The 21,443-nt window shown below is 71.1% G+C and carries 23 protein-coding genes and 3 pseudogenes; 15 read left to right on the top strand and 11 right to left on the bottom strand.

The window, feature by feature from the left end; all coding sequences use genetic code 11:
• Positions 1-141 precede the first annotated feature (141 nt).
• The 3 genes from AB0L29_RS12230 (at position 142) to AB0L29_RS12220 (ending at position 1,618) form a co-directional block, all read left to right on the top strand.
• Positions 142-648, top strand: a complete 507-nt coding sequence (locus tag AB0L29_RS12230) for a MarR family transcriptional regulator (RefSeq protein ID WP_365826374.1) — start codon at positions 142-144, stop codon at positions 646-648.
• 156 nt (positions 649-804) lie between these two features.
• Positions 805-1,308: a sigma factor-like helix-turn-helix DNA-binding protein gene (locus AB0L29_RS12225; protein WP_365826076.1), complete on the top strand. Its 504-nt coding sequence runs from the start codon at positions 805-807 to the stop codon at positions 1,306-1,308.
• A 64-nt stretch (positions 1,309-1,372) separates the two neighbouring features.
• Positions 1,373-1,618 carry a hypothetical protein gene (locus tag AB0L29_RS12220; RefSeq protein WP_365826074.1) on the top strand — a complete coding sequence of 82 codons (246 nt, stop codon included), beginning with the start codon at positions 1,373-1,375 and terminating at the stop codon, positions 1,616-1,618.
• Between the two features lie 16 nt (positions 1,619-1,634).
• Here the strand turns inward: AB0L29_RS12220 and AB0L29_RS12215 are convergent, their stop codons facing one another.
• Entirely contained in the window at positions 1,635-2,789 is a 1,155-nt protein-coding gene (locus AB0L29_RS12215) for a cystathionine gamma-synthase (protein ID WP_365826072.1), read from the bottom strand.
• Positions 2,790-2,931: 142 nt separating this feature from the next.
• Between AB0L29_RS12215 and AB0L29_RS12210 the strand changes: the two genes are divergently transcribed.
• The 5 genes and pseudogenes from AB0L29_RS12210 to AB0L29_RS12190 form a co-directional block, all read left to right on the top strand.
• Positions 2,932-4,050, top strand: a complete 1,119-nt coding sequence (locus AB0L29_RS12210) for a hypothetical protein (RefSeq protein ID WP_365826070.1) — start codon at positions 2,932-2,934, stop codon at positions 4,048-4,050.
• A 98-nt stretch (positions 4,051-4,148) separates the two neighbouring features.
• Positions 4,149-4,817 carry a peptide-methionine (S)-S-oxide reductase MsrA gene (gene msrA, locus AB0L29_RS12205; protein ID WP_365826068.1) on the top strand — a complete coding sequence of 223 codons (669 nt, stop codon included), beginning with the start codon at positions 4,149-4,151 and terminating at the stop codon, positions 4,815-4,817.
• Positions 4,818-5,114: 297 nt separating this feature from the next.
• Positions 5,115-5,456, top strand: a pseudogene (locus AB0L29_RS12200) (hypothetical protein).
• On the top strand, positions 5,453-5,743 hold the full coding sequence (locus tag AB0L29_RS12195; protein WP_365826066.1) for a hypothetical protein: 291 nt from the start codon (positions 5,453-5,455) through the stop codon (positions 5,741-5,743). Before AB0L29_RS12200 ends, AB0L29_RS12195 begins: the two are co-directional and overlap by 4 nt.
• 150 nt (positions 5,744-5,893) lie before the next feature.
• A pseudogene (locus AB0L29_RS12190) lies at positions 5,894-6,040 on the top strand (DUF4291 family protein); the annotation flags it as partial.
• Between the two features lie 53 nt (positions 6,041-6,093).
• Here the strand turns inward: AB0L29_RS12190 and AB0L29_RS12185 are convergent.
• From AB0L29_RS12185 to AB0L29_RS12165, 5 genes are all read right to left on the bottom strand, one after another.
• The gene (locus AB0L29_RS12185) at positions 6,094-6,393 is read right to left on the bottom strand and encodes a hypothetical protein (protein ID WP_365826064.1); all 300 of its coding nucleotides are present in this window, start codon (positions 6,391-6,393) and stop codon (positions 6,094-6,096) included.
• Between the two features lie 150 nt (positions 6,394-6,543).
• Positions 6,544-7,137, bottom strand: a complete 594-nt coding sequence (locus AB0L29_RS12180) for a hypothetical protein (protein WP_365826062.1) — start codon at positions 7,135-7,137, stop codon at positions 6,544-6,546.
• Between the two features lie 47 nt (positions 7,138-7,184).
• A complete protein-coding gene (locus AB0L29_RS12175) occupies positions 7,185-8,834 on the bottom strand; it encodes a site-specific integrase (RefSeq protein WP_365826060.1) in 1,650 nt (549 codons plus the stop codon).
• Positions 8,813-9,454: a hypothetical protein gene (locus AB0L29_RS12170; protein WP_365826058.1), complete on the bottom strand. Its 642-nt coding sequence runs from the start codon at positions 9,452-9,454 to the stop codon at positions 8,813-8,815. Before AB0L29_RS12170 ends, AB0L29_RS12175 begins: the two co-directional genes overlap by 22 nt.
• 172 nt (positions 9,455-9,626) lie before the next feature.
• Entirely contained in the window at positions 9,627-10,676 is a 1,050-nt protein-coding gene (locus AB0L29_RS12165) for a tyrosine-type recombinase/integrase (RefSeq protein WP_365826372.1), read from the bottom strand.
• 223 nt (positions 10,677-10,899) lie between these two features.
• Between AB0L29_RS12165 and AB0L29_RS12160 the strand changes: the two genes are divergently transcribed.
• Entirely contained in the window at positions 10,900-11,352 is a 453-nt protein-coding gene (locus AB0L29_RS12160) for a DUF4291 domain-containing protein (protein WP_365826370.1), read from the top strand.
• Between the two features lie 808 nt (positions 11,353-12,160).
• On the opposite strand, the gene AB0L29_RS12155 is transcribed toward AB0L29_RS12160, so the two are convergent.
• Entirely contained in the window at positions 12,161-12,850 is a 690-nt protein-coding gene (locus AB0L29_RS12155; RefSeq protein WP_365826056.1) for an NAD(P)-binding domain-containing protein, read from the bottom strand.
• Between the two features lie 100 nt (positions 12,851-12,950).
• Between AB0L29_RS12155 and AB0L29_RS12150 the strand changes: the two genes are divergently transcribed.
• The 4 genes and pseudogenes from AB0L29_RS12150 to AB0L29_RS12135 all read left to right on the top strand — a co-directional run bounded on the left by AB0L29_RS12150 (position 12,951) and on the right by AB0L29_RS12135 (position 14,155).
• Positions 12,951-13,328: a helix-turn-helix domain-containing protein gene (locus tag AB0L29_RS12150; RefSeq protein ID WP_365826054.1), complete on the top strand. Its 378-nt coding sequence runs from the start codon at positions 12,951-12,953 to the stop codon at positions 13,326-13,328.
• A gap of 82 nt (positions 13,329-13,410) precedes the next feature.
• Positions 13,411-13,476 (top strand): annotated as a pseudogene (locus AB0L29_RS12145) (DUF4291 domain-containing protein); the annotation flags it as partial.
• 21 nt (positions 13,477-13,497) lie between these two features.
• Positions 13,498-13,626 carry a hypothetical protein gene (locus tag AB0L29_RS12140; protein ID WP_365826053.1) on the top strand — a complete coding sequence of 43 codons (129 nt, stop codon included), beginning with the start codon at positions 13,498-13,500 and terminating at the stop codon, positions 13,624-13,626.
• A 268-nt stretch (positions 13,627-13,894) separates the two neighbouring features.
• Entirely contained in the window at positions 13,895-14,155 is a 261-nt protein-coding gene (locus AB0L29_RS12135) for a hypothetical protein (protein WP_365826051.1), read from the top strand.
• Positions 14,156-14,190: 35 nt separating this feature from the next.
• On the opposite strand, the gene AB0L29_RS12130 is transcribed toward AB0L29_RS12135, so the two are convergent.
• Both AB0L29_RS12130 and AB0L29_RS12125 read right to left on the bottom strand, forming a co-directional pair.
• Positions 14,191-14,574, bottom strand: a complete 384-nt coding sequence (locus AB0L29_RS12130; RefSeq protein ID WP_365826049.1) for a VOC family protein — start codon at positions 14,572-14,574, stop codon at positions 14,191-14,193.
• A gap of 81 nt (positions 14,575-14,655) precedes the next feature.
• Positions 14,656-15,696 (bottom strand): NAD(P)-dependent alcohol dehydrogenase, encoded by a 1,041-nt coding sequence (locus tag AB0L29_RS12125; RefSeq protein ID WP_365826047.1) that lies wholly within the window; start codon positions 15,694-15,696, stop codon positions 14,656-14,658.
• A gap of 167 nt (positions 15,697-15,863) precedes the next feature.
• Here AB0L29_RS12125 and AB0L29_RS12120 point away from each other — a divergent pair, with 167 nt between their 5' ends.
• The gene (locus AB0L29_RS12120) at positions 15,864-16,796 is read left to right on the top strand and encodes a helix-turn-helix transcriptional regulator (protein ID WP_365826045.1); all 933 of its coding nucleotides are present in this window, start codon (positions 15,864-15,866) and stop codon (positions 16,794-16,796) included.
• On the top strand, positions 16,793-17,005 hold the full coding sequence (locus AB0L29_RS12115) for a hypothetical protein (RefSeq protein ID WP_365826043.1): 213 nt from the start codon (positions 16,793-16,795) through the stop codon (positions 17,003-17,005). The genes AB0L29_RS12120 and AB0L29_RS12115 overlap by 4 nt, the downstream gene beginning before the upstream one ends.
• A 214-nt stretch (positions 17,006-17,219) precedes the next feature.
• On the opposite strand, the gene AB0L29_RS12110 is transcribed toward AB0L29_RS12115, so the two are convergent.
• Complete coding sequence (locus AB0L29_RS12110; RefSeq protein WP_365826041.1) at positions 17,220-20,465, bottom strand: S8 family peptidase; 3,246 nt, start codon at positions 20,463-20,465, stop codon at positions 17,220-17,222.
• A gap of 281 nt (positions 20,466-20,746) precedes the next feature.
• On the bottom strand, positions 20,747-21,430 hold the full coding sequence (locus tag AB0L29_RS12105; protein WP_365826039.1) for an ABC transporter ATP-binding protein: 684 nt from the start codon (positions 21,428-21,430) through the stop codon (positions 20,747-20,749).
• Positions 21,431-21,443 lie beyond the last annotated feature (13 nt).

The raw sequence follows: 21,443 nt of genomic DNA, 5'->3' as shown, positions 1-21,443 counted from the left end.
ACACCGGAAGAGCCGTTGTGACCAACCTCCGGGACCGGCTTTGCGCAGCGCCGGTACGCCCCGCCGCCCGGCCGCGTACCCTGTCCCCCAATTAGCAGCCCTCCACGAAGTGAGCCCCCGGCCATGCCCACAACACCCGACATGTCGACGGACATGACGACCGTCGGTGACACCGGTCTTCTCGACATGCTGCAGCACGAGGTGGCGGTGTTCGCCCGCCGTGCCGAACAGACCCGGCTCGGCGGTGTCGGGCAGGTGCGCAACTCCATGGACCGCGCCGCCTACCTGCTGCTCAACCGTCTCGACAAGGAAGGCCCGATGGGCGTCAAGGCGCTGGCCGCGAGCATGGGGATCGACTCGTCGACGGTCACCCGGCAGGTGGCTCCGCTCGTCGACACCGGGTTCGTCAAGCGCACCTCGCACCCGGAGGACGGGCGGGCGGTGGTGCTCCAGCTGTCCCCGCGCGGACAGGCGCGGCTGGAGGAAGTGCGCTCCTCGCGGCGTCAGCTGATGGCCGAGCTGACCCAGGACTGGGCGCCGGAGGAGCGCGCGGCGTTCTGCACGCTCCTCACCCGCTTCAACAGCGCCCTGTCCGCCCGCATGACGGCGCAGGGCGTGCCGGGCCCGGAAGTCCAGTCGCCGTCCTGAGCCGCGCACGTCCCCGCACGCGCGGGGCGCCCGGCTCTTGACCGGCGGGCCTTCCCTGGCCTCATATGAGACCGGCCCCGCGCCGTACGCGCCGACGCGGTCCGGATGCGGCCGGGACCCGCATCCTCGGCGTGACCCTCGGGGAGGGGAGGCGCGGTGCGACGACGGCAGGCGTCCCGGGACATCCTCCGGGACCGCGAGTTCCGGGCGTTCGTCGCGGGCGCGGGCGGGCGCCTGCTGCACACGGCCACCCTGCTGACCGCGGAGGCCCCGGACGACAACCCCCGCGCGCGGCGCCTGCTGACCACGGCGCTGGCCCACACGTACGCGTGCTGGGACCGGCTGCGCGGCGACGACCCGTACGACCGCGCCCGCCGGTACCTCGTCACGCGCTTCGCGCGCGGTGCCCGGCACCACCACGGCGGCCCCGGCCGGACCCGCCCGCGCCCCGCGGGCGTCCTGGCCCGGCTCGCCCCGCAGGAGCGCCTGGTCCTCGTCCTGGGGCTCCACGAGGGTGTCGCCGAGGAGCAGACGGCGGCCCTGCTCGGCCTGACGCCGGAGCGGGTGCGCGTGCTCCGCCACCGGGCCACGGCGACGCTGCTGCACCCGCCGCGCGGGCCGGCCCCGGCGGCGCCGACGGCCGGGGCGGTGCCGCCGTGAGGCGGCCGTACGGGCCCGGGGGCCCGGCCGGACCGGCCGCCGCCCCGCCCGGCGGGAGACCCGTGTGAGCCGGCCCCGCCCGGAGGCGGCCGTGCGGCGGATGCTGGAGCGGACGCCGCCGCCGGTGCCGCCCGGGCTGTACGCGGACGCGGTGCGCCGCGGCCGCCGCCTCCTGCGGCGCAGGACGCTCGCCCGCCGCCTGGTGTGGGCGCTGGCGCTCGCGGCGGCGGTCGCGTTCGCCGTGTGGGCGCTGACGGCGCGCCCCTGGGCACAGCCGCCGGGCACGGCCCCGCCCCCGGCCGGCTGGTGAGTCCCCCGCCGGGGACCTAGCCGAGCGCCTGCTGCAGGTCCTCCAGCAGGTCGTCCACCTTCTCGATGCCCACGGACAGGCGCACCAGGTCGCCGGGGACCTCCAGGAGCGAGCCGGCCGTGGAGGCGTGCGTCATGCGGCCCGGGTGCTCGATCAGCGACTCGACACCGCCCAGGGACTCGCCGAGCGTGAACACCTTGGCGCGGTTGCAGACCTCGACGGCCGCCTCCTCGCCGCCCGCGACCCGGAAGGACACCATGCCGCCGAACGCCTTCATCTGCTTGGCGGCCACCTCGTGGCCGGGGTGCTCGGGCAGCCCCGGGTACAGCACGCTCGTCACGCGCGCGTGCCGGGTCAGCAGGTCGGCGACCTTCGCGGCGTTCTCGCTGTGCCGGTCCATGCGCACCGCGAGCGTCTTGGTGCCGCGCAGCACCAGCCAGGAGTCGAAGGGGCCGGCGACCGCGCCCATGGCGTTCTGGTGGAAGGCCAGCTCCTCGCCCAGCTCCGGGTCGCTGGTGACCAGCGCGCCGCCGACCACGTCCGAGTGGCCGCCCATGTACTTGGTCAGGGAGTGCACGACGACGTCCGCACCGAGCGACAGCGGCTGCTGCAGGTACGGCGTGGCGAAGGTGTTGTCGACGACGAGCCGGGCGCCCGCGTCCCGGGCGACCTGGGCGACGGCGGCGATGTCGGTGATGCCGAGCAGCGGGTTGGAGGGGGTCTCCACCCACACGGCCTTGGTCTTCGGGGTGAGGGCGGCCCGCACGGCCGCGGGGTCGCCCGTGTCGGCGACCGACCACTCCACGCCCCAGCGGGCCGCGACCTTGGCGAACAGGCGGAACGTGCCGCCGTACGCGTCGTTGGGGATCACGACGTGGTCGCCGGGGCTGAGCAGCGCACGCAACAGGCAGTCCTCGGCCGCCAGCCCGGACGCGAAGGCGAGGCCGCGGCGGCCGCCCTCCAGGGCGGCGAGGTTCTCCTCCAGCGCGGTGCGGGTCGGGTTGGCGCTGCGGCTGTACTCGTAGCCGCCGCGCAGACCGCCGACGCCGTCCTGCTTGTAGGTCGACACCTGGTAGATCGGCGGGACGACCGCGCCGGTCAGGGGGTCGGCTGTGTTGCCCGCGTGGATCGCGAGCGTCTCGAAGTGCTGACTGATGTGCCTGTCGCTCATGGGCCCGAGGGTAGTGCGCCCGGGGACCGTGTGACGGGCGGTGGGGCCCGGGTGCCGCTTCCCGCGGCCGCCGCTCACGGGTTTTCCACAGGGAAGCCGCCCAGGTTGGCCAATTGTCGGCGTGGTCTGGTTCGCTTGTGGCATGGAGATTCTGTGGGTCCTGATGGCGCTGGTCATGCTCGGCTTCGTGCTGCTGCCGTTCATGCGGCGCGGGCGCGGCGCGGTCGGACTGGTCTCGCCGGACCACCCGGACGCCGCGGACCCGGCGGACTACGGCTTCGTCCGCGAGGAGGAGCTGGACGTCCGCATGCCCGGACCCGACCAGGACCTGATGGACGTCCTGGACCTGGTGCAGCGCACGCAGGACCACCGCGCGGCGCAGCAGCTCCTCGCCGGCACGGAGGCGCGGGGCGAGCTGCGCTGGCAGCGCGTGCAGGCCTTCGCGGGCGCCGCCTCGCTGGAGCTGCGGCAGCGGCCCGGCGGGGCCGGCGAGACGCCGGGCGGGCAGTGGCTGCGGGTGTGGCGTGCGCAGGCCCCCAAGGACGCGGGCGGCGCCGCGGTGCACGCCGAGTTCCTGGTGCAGCAGGCGTGGCGGACGGCGACGCCCGGGACGGACGAGTTCCGGATCATCATGGAGGAGGCGAGGGCGGCGTGCGGCGAGGCGGCGCTGCTGGCCCCCGGCGACCCGGTCCCGTACATCGTCGAGCTGTCGGTGGCCCGCGGGCTGTCCTACTCGCAGAAGGAATTCGAGCAGCTCTGGCTGAAGATCCTGGACCGCGCCCCGGACCACATGGGAGCGCACCTGGCCGCGCTGCACTACTGGTGCGAGAAGTGGCACGGCTCGCGCCAGCTGGCGTACTCGTTCGCGGAGGCCGCGGCGGCCCGCGCGCCGCAGGGCTCGCTGCTGGCGGCCATGCCCCTCTTCGCGGTCTTCGAGCACCTCCCCGAGGTGACCCTGGTCAGCGGCTTCTGGCAGAGCGAGGTCGTCACCAAGGCGATCCACGGCGCGCTGCACGCGGTCCACTCCGCCCGCCCCGACGACCCGATGCTGGCGCACGTGCGCCACATGCTGGTCTTCTTCCTGGTGCGCAGCGAGCGCTGGGCGGAGGCCATGCAGCAGCTCATCCACATCGACGGCCACGTCGGCGCCCTGCCCTGGACGCTGTCCGCCGACCCGGCCGCGGAGTTCGCGGTGTACCGGGCGCTGGCAGTGGCGGGCTACGAGGCGAACGGCGGCAGCCCGGCGAACCTGTCGCTCTGAGGGCAGACCGGGCGCGGCCCCGGCCGGAATTCCCGGGAGCGCGCGCACGTTGACGTGGACGTCGCCCCGCAGTGGGTGACGCCCCGATTGGAGACCGCATGTTCCTGTACAGCCGTACACCCCAGCTGCCGACCCCCGAGCAGGCACTGCCCGGTCGTCCGGAGCCGGCGTTCCCGGTCCCCGACCGCCACACCGTCCTCGGCACCCCGCTGCTCGGCCCCTACCCCGAGGGCCTGGAGACCGCCGACTTCGGCATGGGCTGCTTCTGGGGGGCCGAGCGCAAGTTCTGGCAGCTCCCCGCCGGTGTCTGGACCACCCTGGTGGGCTACCAGGGCGGCTACACCGAGCACCCCACGTACGAGGAGGTCTGCTCGGGCCTGACCGGTCACACCGAGGTCGTCCGCGTGGTCTACGACCCGGAGGTGATCTCGTACGACCGGCTCCTGAAGACCTTCTGGGAGTCCCACGACCCCACGCAGGGCTTCCGCCAGGGCAACGACGTGGGCACGCAGTACCGCTCGGCGATCTACACCCACACCCCCGGGCAGGCCGCCGCCGCCGAAGCCTCCCGCGAGGCCTACCAGAAGGTCCTCACGTCCTCCGGCCACGGTTCGATCACCACGGAGATCCTCCCGGCACAGGACCGCCCCTTCTACCCGGCGGAGGAGTACCACCAGCAGTACCTGGACAAGAACCCGGCGGGGTACTGCGGGATCGGCGGGACCGGGGTGTCCTGCCCCATCGGTGTCGCCAGGGCTGACGGCTGAACCCGTCTCGCCCGAAGTGACGGCAACGCCGGGGTCCTCCCGACCGGCTCCGGAAGCGACGGATCGGTAGACCGCCCTGCGGGCCGGGCAGCCGTGGAGTCGCCCACCGCACGCGCGACCGCCCGGAACCACACGCGTCGCCCCGCGCCGGCGTCAATCGAGGTCGTGCCCTCATCGGGTCCGAGGGGACGACCTCGGTTGCCGTATCGCTTCTCCCCCACTCGTTCAAACGGCGGAAGGAGCACTCATGCCCGATACGCTGACGCCGGGATCGGAATCATGCCCATGGGAGCAGCCATGACCACCTCCGCCGCCGGGCAACCGCTCATCCCCCAGCCCTCTGCCACGGTCGCCGCACCGTGTCAGGCCATCCGTCAGATCGCACCTGCCGCACTGCCGGCCTGCACCCGGGAGCTGGACCAGGCGGCCGACCAGTCCCGGCAGGGCTCGGACCTGGCGCCACTCCAGCGATTCGTCACCCAACGGGCCCTCTAGCGCCAGCCCCGCCTGGCAGCAGACCCGCGCCGCTGGGGGGACGCCGCCGAGTCCGGCGACGCCCTCCAGGCACGCCGGGCCGCCTCCGAGATCGGGCGGATCCTGGACGAAGCCCACGCGGCCATCGGTCTGCCGGCCCGGTGAGCACGGACTGGCACTGGGAGTACGACCCCGACCACGCACACGTGGCGGGCGGCATCCCCGCTCAGGTGGTGGCGGAAGTGGAGTGCCTGGCCGGCCAACTCGTCCACCTTGCCCGTACGGACGTCGACGTCATCACCGGTGACCTTGACGACCTGCTTCGCCCACATGGCCGCGTGGTGGGCCAGTGCGAGCGACTCCACCCAGCCCTCGACGGTCGCGTGAAGGGGCACCCACCGATCCGTGTGGATGCCGAACTCACCGCCCGGTCCCCAATCATGAACGAGTAGGGGACGGCGGTCCGCTGCGTACCTGCTTCGAACCACCGTCCTTCGGCCGGTGAGCCTTCGGGCGAGTCGGGATCGAAGTACTCGGGCCCTCCGTCGATGCGCGTCAAAAATCAGTGGCCGCCCTCACCGGCCGGCCCGACGCTGTACGTCATGGAACGACCGCACCGTGAGATCCGCGCAGCCTATGGAGCCTCCACGATCACCGTCTATCAGGCGTACTCTCCGGAGCTCGGCCTGCCCGCCGCCCAGGAAGGACGGTTTCCCGCCGCGTGGAAGCGCAGCCGCATGACCTGGATCTTCTCTGCACCAAGGCGGGCGTTAGAAGTCCGAAGGAGCGTGACTGCGTCGGATCAGTGACGGAATCGGGCGACTTCCCCCTCGATCCGAATCAGGAACTCCGTGATCGGGGCTCCGCCGCTGTCTGGAACGAGGACAAGGTCTTGGGCGTAGATCGTCTCGTCTGCGGCCAAGGCCGCATCCTCGTCACCACAGCGCCAGGCATCACGGGACGCGGCAAACAGGGGAGCAAGCCCTTCCCAAGCTGGGCCGGGTTCGAAGCGACAGTCAGACCAGAACATGTCGCCGCTTTCGAGGGCCAAGGTTCCCACCAGCCGCTCACCCTGTCTGAGCTGCCAACTCTGCTCCGCCATGTGCCCCTCCCGTGGTGCGACGGGCACTCTAGCGTGTCGCGGCCTGGAACGAACGGGACCGATCTTGAAGCAGCCGTCGGTCTGCTTGGATCTCGTGCGCGTAGCTCCCCATGCGGAGACAGTCTGGTCCGCGCTGCTGATCGTTCGACTTTATGCCGTGGGCGTGGCCGCAGGTCGCTGAATCTCCAGTACGACTGCCGTCCCGGCCACGGATCGGTCCTCGTGCATGGTGATCACCTGGCCGGGCTCAAGGTGCTGCCACTGCTGAGGGTCAAGGGGCGCGAGTCGCACCGAGGCGCGCCCGCCAGGTTCGAGGAAGGGCGTGCACTCAACCCAGAGCATGGCAATGTTGAGGGCAGGTTTGCCGGTCGGGGTTCGATTTCCGATGTTCCACATCGGGCGCAGGACACCGGCGCCGGAGATGGGCGTCTGTCGGCGGGCCTCGGCGGCCGGGCGGAGGGTGAGGTCGGCCCGGATGATGCCGTTGCGGGTTTCGTAGCAGCGCCAGTGGCACCAGGCCGCGCTCTTCTCCATCCGCATCTGCTCGGCTGCGGTGGCCAGAGCTTCCCAGAAGCTGAGTGGAAGCGGTTGGACGTCTCCGAGTTCCTCCAGCAGCCCGAGAGCCACCTCCCACTCGTCCTGGGTGAGGTATTCCCAGACGTCGGCCACCGTGATGTCGTTCTCGGTGGCGATTTCCTCGGGGACGAGCAGGGAAGCGGCTTCCAGCAGCTTGGGAACATCCATGCCCCTGATTCTCATCCAGGCCGCGTTTCTGGTGTTCGCAGTGCTGCTTACCCGTCTGTGACCTCGGGTTTCTGATGGGGGATCGCAGGCATTCCGAGGGAGACAGGATCGCTGCGCTGGAAGCGGCGGGCCTGCTCGCGCTTGCTCCGCAAGAAGGTGAGCGTCAGATCGAGCCCTTCGATCTCGCCTCGCCAGTCCTCTTCGACGGCTCGTTTGCGGCGGGCGAGGAGGTCCTCCTCCAGCTCGTTGAGGCGGGGCAGCATCTTCGGGTTGATGCTGAGCATCGGGCAGCGGATGCAGGCGTGTTCGTGCGCGCACGGGGTGCCGTAGGGACGGCCGCAGGAGCCGAGTTCGACGCGGCGCTTGTCGAAGTGCTCCTGGAAGTCCTCCCACTCGTCGCGGGTGGGCTCTCGGTACTCCTCCGTTGGCCGTGCTGCTCGGCGTCGGGCGAGGAACTGGTGGTAGTGGCTGATGACGTCCTCGTCGAAGACCGCGACGTAGCCGCGGGTGGTGCGGATGCCGAGGTGCCCGAGCAGGGCGGCGCCGATGTGAATGGGCAGGCCGTTGTTCACCAGCTCGGTGGCGAACAGCCGTCGGAAGTCGTGCGGGGCGAAGTGCACGTTGGCGAACTCCGGATGCGTGGTCGCCAGCTCATTGCAGGCGCGTCGGACGATGCGCCATACCGTGGTGCTGGACATGCCGCGCTGGCTGCCGCTGTGGACGGTCTGGAAGAGGTAGGGCAGTTCCTCGCTCCAGACCTTCTCGTGCAGGTCGTATCGGGCGCAGACCGGAACGGTGCCGTGTTCCTCGCGGTGGCGGCGGATGACTTGTGCGATGACATGGAACAGTTCGGCCGACATGGGGATGACGCGTTCGCGGTCGCTCTTGGACGGGCTGATGACCAGGAGCGCGACAACCTCGCCGTTGGGGCGCTGGTACTGCCTGACACTGAGGTGGCTCAGTTCGGTGAGTTCCTCGGCGCGCAGGCCGGCCAGCCGGAGTGTCTCCACGACGGCCCACTCCCAGAACGCGGCGTTCTCGTCCTGGGAGACGCGTACGAGGTCGCCGGTGGTGCGGTTGACCACACGGACCGGGGGCCGGTTGTGACGCTCGTTGCAGGACACCCGAAGCCACGTGGTGCCGTCGTGTACGAACTCTTCGCCGGGGTTCACGCTCTGCGCGGCCTTGAGCAGCTCTCTGCGCTGGTGCCAGGTGTCGTTGACGTGCTGGGAGAGGATCGGCAGCAGCGGCTGACGGACTCGCGTGCGGTTGGCGATCCGTTCGTTCAGGCGGCGCCGGCACAGCTGGAAGTGGCGCAGGTCGGCGTCCCGGACCGGGCAGGGCGCGACCCATTTCGCCCACCGCTCGGGCTCGGCGACGGACCAGGTGTGCAGGTCGAGGTAGAGGGACCGGACCACCAGCAGCGGGCCATCCATGTCCAGGCGCGGCTTGCCGCCGGGCAGGACCAGCAGCTTCTCCTTCCACTGTGTGAACGTCTCCTCCGACAGCCGCAGGTCGGCCTGCTCAGGATTGATCTCCTCGATCACCTTCCAGAACGTCTTGAACAGGCGGGTGATCAGGTGCCGCAGGGTCGAGTAGTCCAGCTCGGCGGAGCGGCGGCGTACGTACTCCACCAACAGGTCCCGCACCTCGCGATTGCGCAGCTGATGGCGGTCTACGGCTTTCTCGATCGACAACTGCCCCGGGTGACAGCAGCCCGCAGAGTTCGCGGAGCGGAGCGCGGAAACTGCCCCATCTCGTGCAACACCGGCCAAGCCAGTGTGCCGGAGAAGGTGCCCGACTCGGCGTCTTCCCCGGCCAGAGCATGGGCTCGGCATTCGACGGCGTAGTGCAACAGGGCCTCGGGCGTGAGCCCGTCCAGGTCGATCCCGAAGACCGTCAACGCGTAGCAGACGTCGGACTTCGCCCGGCCACGACGGGAGGAGCCGACGGGCATCTGATCGACCCGCTCGCAGAACTCCTCCAGCCACGGATCATTCGCGACGCTGCGGAACCACGGGGTGTAGCGGGTGAAGGTGTTGGATCGCAGGCCCAACAGCGTGGGTCGGATCAACCGCATGGCGAAGCAACGGCCCGCCGCCGCGCTCAGCCGACGACTCAGGGCACGGTCGTTCCCAGCGACCCGGCCGACGGGAATGCCCGCATCGTGGCCGGCCGCTTCCCAACGCTCCTGCCAGGTATCTCCGGGAAAACCGGTCAGGTAGCCGAGGAACTCCTGCATTTCTTGACGTGCTCGCCACGTCTTGGAACCGGCAGGCAGGAAGTGCCCGATGACCACCTCGGTGATCTCCTCCACCGAGGCCGTCGCGAAGTCCCCAAGCGAGCGAGGCGGCCGCATCGGCCGTGGCGGAGGGGCGGGAATGATGGCAATAGGCTCGAAGTTTCCGGTCGACACCCGGCCTTCGGCACTCTCATGACGGCGGACCCGGTTGGTCGTCGGGCCTTGAAGCCGCAGGCTGTCGCCGACTTTAGCGCCCGGCACCGAACACCGCCTCGATGTCGCTCGCCTCGTATCGCTGCGGCCACGTGGCTGGCTGGACCGGCCGTGCGTAGTGCTCTGCGAGCTTGTCCACCAGGTCGTCCAGTCCGACCACGGTGTAAAGGGCCGTGGTGCTGATATGGGCATGTCGCAGGATCGTCTGCACCTCCACCAGCGTCAGCTCCGGGTCGCGGGCGAGTCGGGTCGCGGCGGTGTGCCGCAGGTCGTGCAGCGTCCAGTTCGCCCCGATCGCTTCGTCCGCGCGCTGGATGATGCGGCGGGCCGCCCAGTAGGTCAGCGGTCTCAGCTGGCCGCGGCGGGTGCGCCAGAGCGGCATGCCGTCGGGCGGGAGCCCAGCCTCCTCCAGGTAGGCGGCGAGGTGGGCGAGGGCCTCGGGCGATACCGGGACCGGTTGTCGGGCCCGGCTGCCTTTGGAGATCACCCACAACTGGCCCTTGGTCCAGTCGACGTCTCCGAGTTCCACCCCGAGCAGTTCGGAGGCTCTGGCGCCAGACGAGACGTAGCAGGACAGCAATGCCCGGTCCCGTGCGCACTTCATCTGCGTGAACAGTTCGTCCCACTGGTGATCGGGCAGTGCCCGCGGTTGCCGGGCAGGCACCTTCGGCCGCAGCCGACCTCGCCGGTACGCGGCGCGAGCCTCGATCGGCGACAGGTGCGCGAGCGCAGCACGGCGTGCCCTGTTCTCAGGCACCGGGTTCACCACCGGACCCCGGCCGAAGTGCAGGTGAAAGGCGTAGAAGCCATGAACTGCCGAAAGGTTGTGAGCGATGGTCGCCGGCGCGTACCCGGTCCGAAGCGTCGACTTGCCCGTCTTCGGGTTCACCGTCCCGGCCCGGTGGCCACCTGCCCGGCGCTGGCGCTGCGGGTTGCGAGCCGGACGGAGCCAGCCCACCAACGCGGCGGTCTCCGCCTCGGTGGCCTGCTCCCAGCCCACATCCAGTGCCCAGAGCACTCGGTACCAGCGCAGCAGGTCAAAGCCGTAGCTGCGACATGTCAGCGGGCTGACATCGCCCAGCATCCGGTCCCGAAGGTAACTGCTGACCGGCTCGATCTCCCGACCAGCAGCATCTACCACCCGCCACGGCAGCGAAGGCGACTCGCCTTCTACCACCGCCCCCATCCGGGGCAGCCGTACCCGGCCGTCAATCAGATCTCGATGAATCGAAGGAGCTTCATGCACCCCCGCATGCTCTTGAACCAAGGTCACGGAGTCGAGCCGTGGCCTGAGCTAGTGCAGTCAACTGACCAAGCCGTCGTTCTTGTGGATGATGTACCGCTGCGGCTGGGGCACGAAGCCGGGACAGGAGACGGTTCTTGCCGTCGAGATCACCCGCGACGGCTTCGAGTGGGCCCTGCGCAACGCGTGCCTGTCGAGTTACGTCCCTGGGCTGCACTCCGACCGCAGCACCTGGCAACGCCGGTTGAAGCGCTCGCCGGCCCGCGTCCAGTGGGACCCGGAGCGCGATCTGCACCTGCGGCCCCTGCCCCACCGCTCGCTGCAACTCGGACTCTCCGGTGAGGCCGTGGAGCGTTACGCGGACGAGTGGACGGTCTGCATCCGCGACGCAACTCCGCTCGCCCGCGAGATCCACGGACTCGTCAACGACGGCGACCTGGACGCGGCGACCCGGCTGCTCCCCGAGGAGCGGCCCTACCCGGCTGAGGGCGAACTCCTGGCCCACCTGCACGCGTGACCGTGCACGCCCGTCCGGAAGCCGACTACCACCACGGGTCACATGGCAACGCAGACTCGGCGGGACGGGGAACGGGCCATGACGGCCGCGGTCCAGGAGGCAGGAGTTGGCGAGATCGACGGGAACGAGTCCGGTGGAGACGAGGCCGTGCTCTACGCCGATGGACCGGATGCCGAAGCATTCTTCAAGGTCATGGAACCGACCCTTCACAGCCTTCCGTTCAGGCCGGCGCACGTTGTACTGAGGCAGGGGAGTCGGGAGACGGGAGACGAAGGCTCGAGTGGAGCTGTGATGCGGTTCAGCAACAAGTACAGGCTGCGGCCGCGACTACGCACCACGGCCGCACCACAAGCGCACCAGACCGAGCGGGGAACAGCGGTGAAAGCAGCCGAGCCCGATAGAGCTGCACCCCGGCCCTTCGCCCAGGTCAGTGCCCAAGGTGGTCGTAAACGATCGCAGCTTCCCAAGCTGATGGCTCTACAGCTCTCGTGAGCAGTTGCCCCGGTCGGCCCCCTGCCCGCGCAGGCTCTGCCAGACTCCGGTCCTGGTCCGGTGGGCAGGGCGCTGTGCGCTCAGCTGCCGTACACGCGGGGGGGCGGGCCCGGCGGCTGCCGGCACGGCATGATCCGGGACGGCCCGTGTCCGCTCGTAGCGGGAGGGCACGGCGACGCGTGAAGTCGGCCTTCCGGCAGCCGCAGGCCGGCGGGCGGCCTCGGACGAGTCCTGGCCGGGGGCGCTGTCGAAAGGCCGGTGGACCAGGCTTGGCCCGGGCTCCCGAACCGCGTTCACGGGCCCCGTCCGCGGCGGATCACTGAGAGTGGGGGATATACGCCTGCTCCTGTGGGCCGGCACGCCTGTCGTCCGAGGGGAGGTGGGGGACGGCGGAGGCGGGGTCGAAGCCTGCGAAGGCCAGGCCGATGACAAAACCCGCCACCTCCTCCAACTGGCGGACGCGGCTCAGCGTCCCCAGGACCGCCGGGACTCCGCCGACGTCACGGACCAGTTCGCCGACGACGTCCAGTGCCGTCGCGTCGTCGCCGCACATCGCCACCGTCACCCGGGGCCGGCCACCGCCGGGCGGGCGCGTCCACCGGTCGGCGGGAAAGAGATGGAAGGCCTTCACGACCCGGCCTCCCGGAGCGAGCCCGGCGATCCGCTCCGCCATCGACTCACCGTGTCCGGTGAGCAGAGCGCCGGCGCCATGCGTGACGGCGTTCGTGGGATCGATCAGCGGCATCCCCTCAAGCGCGCCGTCGGACGCGCCCGCCGATTCCAGCATGTCCTCGACGCCGTCCCAGGACACGGCGAGGAGCACCGCATCGCGCCCGGTGACCGCCTCACGCGGCGCGACGGCGAGCACTCCGCGGCCCAGCCGCTCGGCGAGCTTCTCCGCCTTGGTCCGCGACCGTCCGCCGATCGCCACCTCATGTCCTGCCCGTGCCCAGCCCTCACCGAGGGCCGCCGCCAGCGTCCCCGTTCCCAGGATCCCGATGCGCATCTGCCCGTGCCTCTCCCGTAGCCGTCGGTCGGGTGGCCACGGTAGGGAAGGCGTTACGTACCGATCGGTGCGTGACCGACGCGCGATGATGGGCGGCGAGATGAACGATCATGACGCTCACTGCCACGAGTGGGTCGCCGATTGCCGTCTGCGCGCGGCCACCGACCTTTTCACCCACACCTGGGATCCCGTTGTGCTGGCGGCACTCCGCCTGGGACCGCGCCGACGCCGCGAGCTGCTCGCCGCGATCGGCGGCATCAGTGACAAGGTGCTGACCGACTCGTTGCACCGTCTGCTCGCGGGCGGACTGATCGAGCGCCACGCGCGTGCCGAGGCGCCACCACGCGTCGACTACGCGCTGACCGGCTTGGGGCAGAGCCTGGTCGAGGGCCCGATGACGGCGCTCGGACGCTGGGCGGTCGAGCACGGTGACGAACTCCTCGCAGCTCAGGAGGACAGTGCCGCGGGAAGTCCGTGACCACGGCTCGGCCCGGATCACGCCGTCGTTCCGGTGGGACCTCGGACGCGATCCGCGCCTGCGGCCCCTGCCCTGCCGCTCGCCCCTGCCCTGCCGCTCGCCGCGGCCCGGGCTCTCCGGCGCGGCCGTACGACGGTACGCGGACGAGTGAGAGGTCTCCCTCCGCGACGTGACTCCGCTCGCCCGCGAGATCCACCCGCTTATCGGCAGCGACGCCCCGGTCCCCGCGGCCCGGCTGCTGCCCGAGGAGCGGCCCTGCCCGGACGGAGGCGGCCTCCTGGCCCACCTGCACCCATGACCGTGCACGCCCGCCCGGAGGCCGGCCACTACCGCGGGCCGCACGGCGGCGCGGGCTCGGCGGCGCCCGCGTGCCGTGCTCGACCGGTGTGGCCTGGGCGGGTGGCCCGGTCCCCACCAGTGAGCACCCGTACGGCCGGTGGCCGCGACCGCGGGTGCGCGACGGCCGGTCCGGCCCGCCCCTGGCGGAAACGGGGAGCCGGGTGTCCCGGACGTCGCGCCGGGTACCCGGCGGTCACGGGTACGCGCCGACGGGAGGGAGACGCGTCGTGACACGGTGGAGCGCAACAGGGTCGTCCGAACTCGGTGATCTCGAACCCGGCACCAGGCAGCGCGCGCAGCTGCGGGTCCGTCTCGCGGACACCGCGTGGACCGCCCTGTGCGTGGTCCTGGCGCTGTGGGCCGTGTGGAGCGCGGTCGGCACGGCGCGGGGCGTGACGGGGTGGGCCCACGCCGTCGTGGCCTGGGTGCTGCTGGCCGCGGGCCTCGCGCTGCGCGCGGCGGCCGTGCGGCGCAGGACGCGCCTGTAGGGCGGGCGCCGCGGCGCGCGAGCGGCGGTGCCGGGTCAGCCGCCGCTGCCGTAGGGCCTGGTCAGGATCTCCAGTCGGTGTCCGTCGGGGTCGTCGAAGTACACGCCCCGGCCGCCGTCGTGGTGGTTGATCTCGCCGGGGCGGGTGCGGAACGGGTCCGCCCAGTAGGTGAGACCGGCCTCCCGGACGCGGGCGAAGATCTCGTCGAACTCGTCCTCCGACACCAGGAACGCGTAGTGCTGCGGCGTGATGGCGCCGTCCGTGTCCAGGTAGTCGAGGGTCACGCCGTTGGGGATCTCGACCGGGACGAAGGGGCCGTAGGGCGGGCGCACTTCGAGTCCCAGGAGGTCGGCGAGGAACCGGGCCGAGGCGTGCTTGTCGTGCGCGGTGACGATCGTGTGGTTCAGCTGCACGGTCATGGCGGGCCTCCCCTCCCGACCACGATACGCCGGGCCCCGGCGGGCCCCGGAGCACGGCTTCCGGGGCCCGGGGAACGGCGGTCAGATCGTCGCGGTGTCGATCACGAACCGGTAGCGCACGTCGCTGGCGAGGACCCGCTCGTACGCCTCGTTGATCTGGTCGGCGCGGATCAGCTCGATCTCGGCGCCGAAGCCGTGCTCGGCGCAGAAGTCCAGCATCTCCTGGGTCTCCGCGATACCGCCGATCATGGAACCGGCGAGGGTCTTGCGGTCGTTGATCACCGAGAAGAGGTTGAGGGAGACGGGCTCCTCGGGCGCGCCCACGTTCACCAGGGCGCCGTCGGTCTTCAGCAGCGACAGGTACGCGCCGAGGTCGAGCGGGGCCGACACGGTGGACACGATCAGGTCGAAGGTGCCCGCCAGCGCCTCGAAGGTGGCCGGGTCGCCGGTCGCGTAGTAGTGGTCGGCGCCCAGCTTGAGACCGTCGTCCTTCTTGCGCAGGGTCTGCGACAGCACGGTCACCTCGGCGCCGAGCGCGTGCGCGATCTTCACGCCCATGTGGCCGAGGCCGCCCAGGCCGACGATCGCGACCTTCTTGCCGGGGCCGGCGTTCCAGTGCTTCAGCGGGGAGTACAGGGTGATGCCGGCGCACAGCAGCGGGGCGGCGACGTCCAGGGAGAGGCCGTCGGGGATGCGCACGACGTAGTTCTCGTCGACGACGATCTTCTCCGAGTAGCCGCCGTGGGTCGGCCGCCCGTCCTTGCCGATGCCGTTGTACGTCATGACGGCGCCCTCGGCGCAGTACTGCTCCAGGCCCGCCCGGCAGTTGTCGCACTCGCGGCAGGAGTCGACCATGCAGCCGACACCCACGCGGTCGCCGACCTCGAACCTCGTCACGCCGGAGCCGACCTCCGAGACCACGCCGGCGATCTCGTGGCCGGGGACCATGGGGAAGATCGCCTCGCCCCAGCCCTCGTTCACCTGGTGGATGTCGGAGTGGCAGATGCCCGCGAACTTGATGTCGATCAGGACGTCGTACTCGCCGACCGCGCGCCGCTCGATGGTGGTGCGCTCCAGCGGAGCCTTGGCGGCGGGGGCGGCGTACGCAGCAACAGTGGTCATGCGGAGGTTCTCCTAGGGGTAGCGCGCCCGGCTGCCTTCCGGCCGGGCACGACGTCCAGCGTGCCCGGCGGGCCGGCATCCACCCAGGTCACGGCTTTGCGTACGCATGCTGTTCCTACTACTGGCGGGGACAGGTTCGTGTGCGTACGACCGTGAATACTGGACGTATGGACGAACAGCCCGAATCCGTGCGGACGCCCGCCGCGCAAGCCGGCCGGGGCCTGGACCCGCGTGCCGAGCTCAGCGAGTTCCTGCGCACCCGGCGTGCCCGGCTGAAGCCGGAGGACGTGGGGCTGCCGGAGTACGGGCGGCACCGCCGGGTGCCGGGGCTGCGCCGGGAGGAGCTGGCGCAGCTCGCCGGGGTGTCCGTGGCGTACTACACGCGGCTGGAACAGGGCAACGGACGGAACGTGTCGGCGGAGGTGCTCGACTCCATCGCGCGGGCGCTGCGGCTGACCGACGCCGAGCACGCCCACCTCACGCACCTGGCCAAGCCCAAGCAGCACAAGAGGAAGCCGGCGGCCCGCGCGCAGCAGGTGCGGCCGGCGCTGCGGCAGCTGCTGGACTGCCTCGACGGCGTCCCCGCGTACGTCACGGGCCGCCGCTCGGACATCCTGGCCTGGAACCGGATGGCGGCGGCCCTCTTCGGCGACTGGGCGGAGCTGCCGGCGCAGGAGCGGAACTGGGCACGGCTGGTGTTCCTCAGGCCGGAGTACCGCGAGCTGTTCGTGGAGTGGGACCGGAAGGCGTCCGACATCGTCAGCTACCTGCGCATGGACGCGGGCTGCCGTCCGGACGACCCGCGGCTGTCCGCCCTGGTGGGCGAACTCTCCGTCAAGAGCGAGGAGTTCCGGCGGCTGTGGGCCATGCACGACGTCAAGGAGAAGAGCTACGGCGTCAAGCGCCTGCGGCATCCGCTGGTCGGTGAGCTGACGCTGTCCTTCGAGTCGTTCCGCCTGGCCGACGACGCGGAGCAGGCGCTGATCACGTACCACGCGGAACCGGGCTCCCCGTCGGCGGAGGCGCTGCGGCTGCTGGCGAGCTGGGGGGCGGACGCGACGCGGTCGGGGGCCGGGGCGTCCTCGGCGCCGTCCGTGTGAGGCCCCCGGCGCGGACCGCCGGCCCTCGGGCCCGCACCCCGGGATCCTCCCGCACCGGCCGCCGCATCGCCGCCGGCCGCCGCATCGCCGCCGGCCGCCGCATCGCCGCCGGCCGCCGCATCGCCGCGGGCCGCCGCATCGCCGCCGGCCACCGCCCGTCCTCGGCGGCCCGCGTCCTCGGCGCCCGCTGCCGCGCGGCGAGCCGCTGACCGGGCAGGGGAGCGTGGAGTGTGCCGAGGAGGCCCACGGCGGCGGTGACCATGGCGGCGACGGCGAGCGGCCACGACGACGGTGACCATGGCGGTCACGGCGGCGGTCACGGGTCCCCGGCACACGAACGGCCCGCCGGAAGCGGGGCTTCCGGCGGGCCGTCGCCCGGTGGCTCGCGGTCTCAGAGGCCCGAAGGCCCGAAGGCCCGAAGGCTCACTTGGCGTAGTACGCGTTGTAGATCGAGATCGTCGACTTGTTGCCCTTCTTGTCGGCGATCTTGGCGTGGAAGGAGATGGCCTTCCCCTTCGCCGGGTTCTTGACGCTGATCCTGCCGTCCTTGACGGTGACCTTCTTCCAGGTCTGGCCGTAGTCGTACGACACGTACACCGCCAGCGACTTGAGGTTGCCGCCCTTGGCCGCGCCCTGGACCTCGACCGGGATGCTGGCCTTCTGGTCGGCCGCGACCCTGCTGTCCAGGCCGGTCTTGGCGTTGAAGCGGACGGTGGAGGCGGGCAGCTTCGTGATGTCGGCGGCGGACTTCTTCGAGCGGAACGTCCAGCTCGCGTCGATGCGGGTGGAGGCCGCCGCGACCTTGACGCTGCGCTTGACCGACGTCGTCAGCTTGTACTCGGCGTCGCCGGCCGGGACCGTGAACGCCCCGTCACCGAAGAGCGGGTCGTCGTTGGAGCCGACCTTGGTGCCGTTGCGGTAGAGGGTCGTGGCGGCCGAGGTGAAGTCCGACGAACCGACGTGCTTGTTGGCGTCGGCGAACAGCGGCAGCGCGCCGTAGATGCTGTTGCCCTCGCGGAAGAGCCCGAACTCCGCGTTCAGGTGCGGGCCGAAGACCGCGGTGTTGAAGGTCTTCGTGTACTTCTGGCCCGCCTTGAAGGTCTGCGGGGCACCGAGCGAGTAGGAGGCCTCGGGGATCGGGAAGCCCTGCTCGTCCTTGCCCGCGAACTGTACGAAGTCGAAGGTCCACTTGGCCTTCTCGGAGGTCGACAGGTACAGCGTGCGCGTCCCGGGCAGCTTCTGCTCCACGGGGCTTCCGAAGACGATGTCGTCGGAGAGCTCGCCGACGGTGAACAGCCCGCCCGTCTTGCCCGGCGCCGCGGCGCCGAGGTCGTTCTTCACCGTGGCGAACTCGCCGGCCTTGAAGTGACGGACCTTGTCGCCCTTGAGCCTCTTGACCTTCTCGGCGGTCGCCGCGTCGTACTCGGCGCCAGCTCCCTTCGTCCACTGGCCGTACCAGGTCTGGGACAGGCCGCCCGTGACGTCCGGGCCGAGGTGTGCCATGCGGACGTCCGCGAACGATTCCGCCGCGAACTGCACGCCCATCAGGGCGGGTTCGTAGAAGTACCCCGTCGTCGCGGTCAGCGGCTCGGCCTTGGCGTCCGGTGCCGTGATGTCGGCCGCCTTGGTCCTGCGCGCGTCCACCGTGACCGTGAGGTTCTTGGTGACGTCCAGCTTGGGCTGGACCAGCCAGTCGATGCCGCCCTCGAACGTCTCGAGGTCCTTCGCCAGCCAGGCGTCCAGCAGGTACGTGCCCTTGGGCAGCCGCATGGTCACCGTGCCGGAGCTCGGCGGTGCCGTGTATCCCCGGTCCTTGCCCAGACCCGCGTAGCCGATCAGGTCGGTGAGGTAGCCCTCCGCGGGCTTCCCGTCCCTGCCGATGTGCTTGACGGTGACGTCGTAGGACTCCATCTCACGCTGCACCGCCGCCGCCGTGCGGACGCTCTGGCCGCCGCCGGTGGCCGTCACGTACGCCGAGTAGGCGCCGTCCAGCGTGCCGCCCAGCCGGGTGTCGACGGTGAGGCCGACGGAGGCCTTGCCGCCGGCCGGGACCGTGACCTTGGTCGCGCCGAGCTTGAAGAAGCCGGCCGGGGCCGCCTGGCCCTTGGGGTTGCTGGCGGTGGCGGACAGGGTGAGCGTGACGTCCTTGGTGCCGAGGTTGCGGTACGTCAGTTGCTCGGTGACCGGCTTGTCGTCGGTGTGCGGCCACTGCTGCACGCCGAAGCTCACCGACACCGGGTCGGCGATGACGGTCTGCTTGACGGCCTTGTCGAGCTGGATGCGGCCCGAACCCTGCTCGAAGGGAGTGTACTTGCCGCCCTTCGTGGAGCCCGTGAGGGCGCCCTTGAGCTCGGTGTGCTTCCACTGCGGGTGCTGCTGCTTGAGGATCGCCGCGGCGCCCGCGACGTGCGGGGTCGCCATCGACGTGCCCGAGATCGACATGTAGCCGGCCGGCTTCTCGCCGACCTCCTTGGCGATGTCGTTGCCCTTGGCGGAGGCCGCGGTGATGTCCACGCCGGGCGCGGTCACGTCGGGCTTGAGGGCGCCGTCGAGACCGGGACCGCGGCTGGAGAAGCCGGCGAGCTTGTCCTTGTCGTCGACCGCGCCGACGGTCAGGGCCGCCGCCGCGCTGCCCGGGGAGCCGACGGTCTGCTCACCGAAGTCGCCCTCGTTCCCGGCGGCGATGGCGAACAGGACGCCCTTCTCCGCGGACAGCTTGTTGACCGCCGCTTCCAGCGGGTCGACCTCGGGCGTGTCACCGCCGCCCAGGCTCATGTTGACGACGTCGGCGCCCTGGGCGGCGGCCCACTCCATGCCGGCCAGGATCTCGGAGTCGTTGCCGTAGCCCTCGTCGCTGAGCACCTTGCCGTTGAGCACCTTGGCGCCCGGCGCGACGCCCTTGTACTTGCCGCCCGACTTGGCGCCCGTGCCGGCCGCGATGGACGCGACGTGCGTGCCGTGGCCGACCTTGTCATTGGTGCCGGGAGAGGTGCTGAAGTTCTTCTCGGCGATCACCTGGCCCTTGAGGTCCGGGTGGGTGGCGTCGACGCCGGTGTCCAGGACGGCGATCTTCACGCCCTTGCCGTCGTAGCCGGCCGCCCACGCCTTGGGGGCGCCGATCTGCGGAACGGACTTGTCCAGGCTGGCCTTGCGGACGCCGTCCAGCCAGACGTGCGCGATGCCGGAGGCCGTCCTGTCGCCGTCGGTGACCGCGTCCCACAGCTCGGGCGCGTCCTCGTGCGGGGTCTGCACCGCGTCGGCGTTCAGCGTCTTCAGGGTCTGCCGGAGCTTGCCCGCGTCGCGGACCTCGGCCTTGGCGTGCGCCGCGCTGCCCCGGTAGCCGACGATGACCTTCAGACCCTGCTTCTGGGTCTTGCGCGTGGCGGCCTTGTTGAGTTCGGTGACGTCGAACAGCCGCCGGTCGAGTTTGCCGCTCGCGATCAGCCGGGCGACGTCCGCCGGGATCACGAGGGTGTGGCCGTCGATCCTGCGGATCTGGACGGGTATGTCCTCACGGCCCTTCGCCCGCTCCAGGCCGACGACCCGGCCCTTGGCGTCGAGGGCGACCCGGTCACCGGTGATCAGGGTGACGCGCTGCTCGGCCGTGAGCGAGGGCGACTTCGACACGCCGCCCGCCGGCTCCCCCTTCGCCGACGCGGGGCTGGTCATGCCGGCCGCCAGGGCCACGGCTGCCGCCGCGGCGACCGTGGCCGCGCATGCTCTTTTCACTTGTCTGCGCAAAATTCCCCCTAGCAGAAGAACCGGGCGAAATCCCCGTTCACCCGGCCGGGGGTGGTCTCGTGCGCATGCGCGCACCCCCCGGAATACGCAGTATGCCGGGGGGTGATCAGGCACTCAACAGATGAGAGGAGGGCGACAAAGCTGTCGGCGTACTGTTACGCGACCGCCGGAACGCTGTTACAGGTTCGTACGGTTGCGCTCCCGTCCGGTCAGGTTCCCGCCCGTTCCTCCACCGAGATCCGCCCCTCGCGGATGGTCGCCAGCCGCGGGGCCTTCCTCGCGACCGCCGAGTCGTGGGTGACCATGACGAAGGTCAACCCGAGCTCCTGCCACATGCGTTCGAGCACGTCCATGATCTCGTCGCGGGTGGACTCGTCGAGGTTCCCGGTGGGTTCGTCGGCGAGCAGCACCTTCGGCTGCTTCACCAGCGCCCGGGCGATGGCCACCCGCTGCTGCTGGCCGCCGGACATCTCGCCGGGCAGGTGCGCGAGCCGCTCGCCGAGCCCCACCGACGCCAGCGCCTCGGCGGCCCGTTCGCGGCGCTCCCCGGCCCTCACGCCGAGCGGGACGAGGGCGGTCTCGACGTTCTCCTGCGCGGTGAGCGTCGGGATCAGGTTGAACGACTGGAAGACGAAGCCGATGCTCTCGCTGCGCACCCGGGTCAGCCGCGCCTCGGGCAGCGCGGCCAGGTCGGTGCCGTCCAGGAGGACCTCACCGGAGCTGGGCCGGTCCAGCCCGCCGAGCATCTGCAGCAGCGTGGACTTGCCGCCGCCGGTGGGTCCTTGGATGACGAGCCGGTCGCCGTCCGGGACGGTCAGGTCGACGCCGTCGAGGGCGTGGACGGTCTCCTTGCCCCGGGTGTAGCGCTTGGTGACGCCTCTGAGTTCGTACATGGTGGTGCGACTC

This window comes from Streptomyces sp. NPDC052701, from assembly GCF_040678355.1.
Classification (GTDB): Bacteria; Actinomycetota; Actinomycetes; order Streptomycetales; family Streptomycetaceae; genus Streptomyces.
Note: the sequence above shows the minus strand (reverse complement) of the source record. Positions and strands in the feature narration are given on the sequence as shown.

Excerpts from the sequence above, each read along its gene's own strand:
- AB0L29_RS12230 (WP_365826374.1), top strand. The coding sequence starts at position 142 with ATGTCGACGGACATGACGACCGTCGGTGACACCGGTCTTCTCGACATG.
- AB0L29_RS12215 (WP_365826072.1), bottom strand. The coding sequence starts at position 2,789 with ATGAGCGACAGGCACATCAGTCAGCACTTCGAGACGCTCGCGATCCAC.
- AB0L29_RS12210 (WP_365826070.1), top strand. The coding sequence starts at position 2,932 with ATGGAGATTCTGTGGGTCCTGATGGCGCTGGTCATGCTCGGCTTCGTG.
- msrA (WP_365826068.1), top strand. The coding sequence starts at position 4,149 with ATGTTCCTGTACAGCCGTACACCCCAGCTGCCGACCCCCGAGCAGGCA.
- AB0L29_RS12185 (WP_365826064.1), bottom strand. The coding sequence starts at position 6,393 with ATGGCGGAGCAGAGTTGGCAGCTCAGACAGGGTGAGCGGCTGGTGGGA.
- AB0L29_RS12180 (WP_365826062.1), bottom strand. The coding sequence starts at position 7,137 with ATGGATGTTCCCAAGCTGCTGGAAGCCGCTTCCCTGCTCGTCCCCGAG.
- AB0L29_RS12165 (WP_365826372.1), bottom strand. The coding sequence starts at position 10,676 with ATGCTGGGCGATGTCAGCCCGCTGACATGTCGCAGCTACGGCTTTGAC.
- AB0L29_RS12155 (WP_365826056.1), bottom strand. The coding sequence starts at position 12,850 with ATGCGCATCGGGATCCTGGGAACGGGGACGCTGGCGGCGGCCCTCGGT.
- AB0L29_RS12150 (WP_365826054.1), top strand. The coding sequence starts at position 12,951 with ATGAACGATCATGACGCTCACTGCCACGAGTGGGTCGCCGATTGCCGT.
- AB0L29_RS12130 (WP_365826049.1), bottom strand. The coding sequence starts at position 14,574 with ATGACCGTGCAGCTGAACCACACGATCGTCACCGCGCACGACAAGCAC.
- AB0L29_RS12125 (WP_365826047.1), bottom strand. The coding sequence starts at position 15,696 with ATGACCACTGTTGCTGCGTACGCCGCCCCCGCCGCCAAGGCTCCGCTG.
- AB0L29_RS12120 (WP_365826045.1), top strand. The coding sequence starts at position 15,864 with ATGGACGAACAGCCCGAATCCGTGCGGACGCCCGCCGCGCAAGCCGGC.
- AB0L29_RS12110 (WP_365826041.1), bottom strand. The coding sequence starts at position 20,465 with ATGACCAGCCCCGCGTCGGCGAAGGGGGAGCCGGCGGGCGGCGTGTCG.
- AB0L29_RS12105 (WP_365826039.1), bottom strand. The coding sequence starts at position 21,430 with ATGTACGAACTCAGAGGCGTCACCAAGCGCTACACCCGGGGCAAGGAG.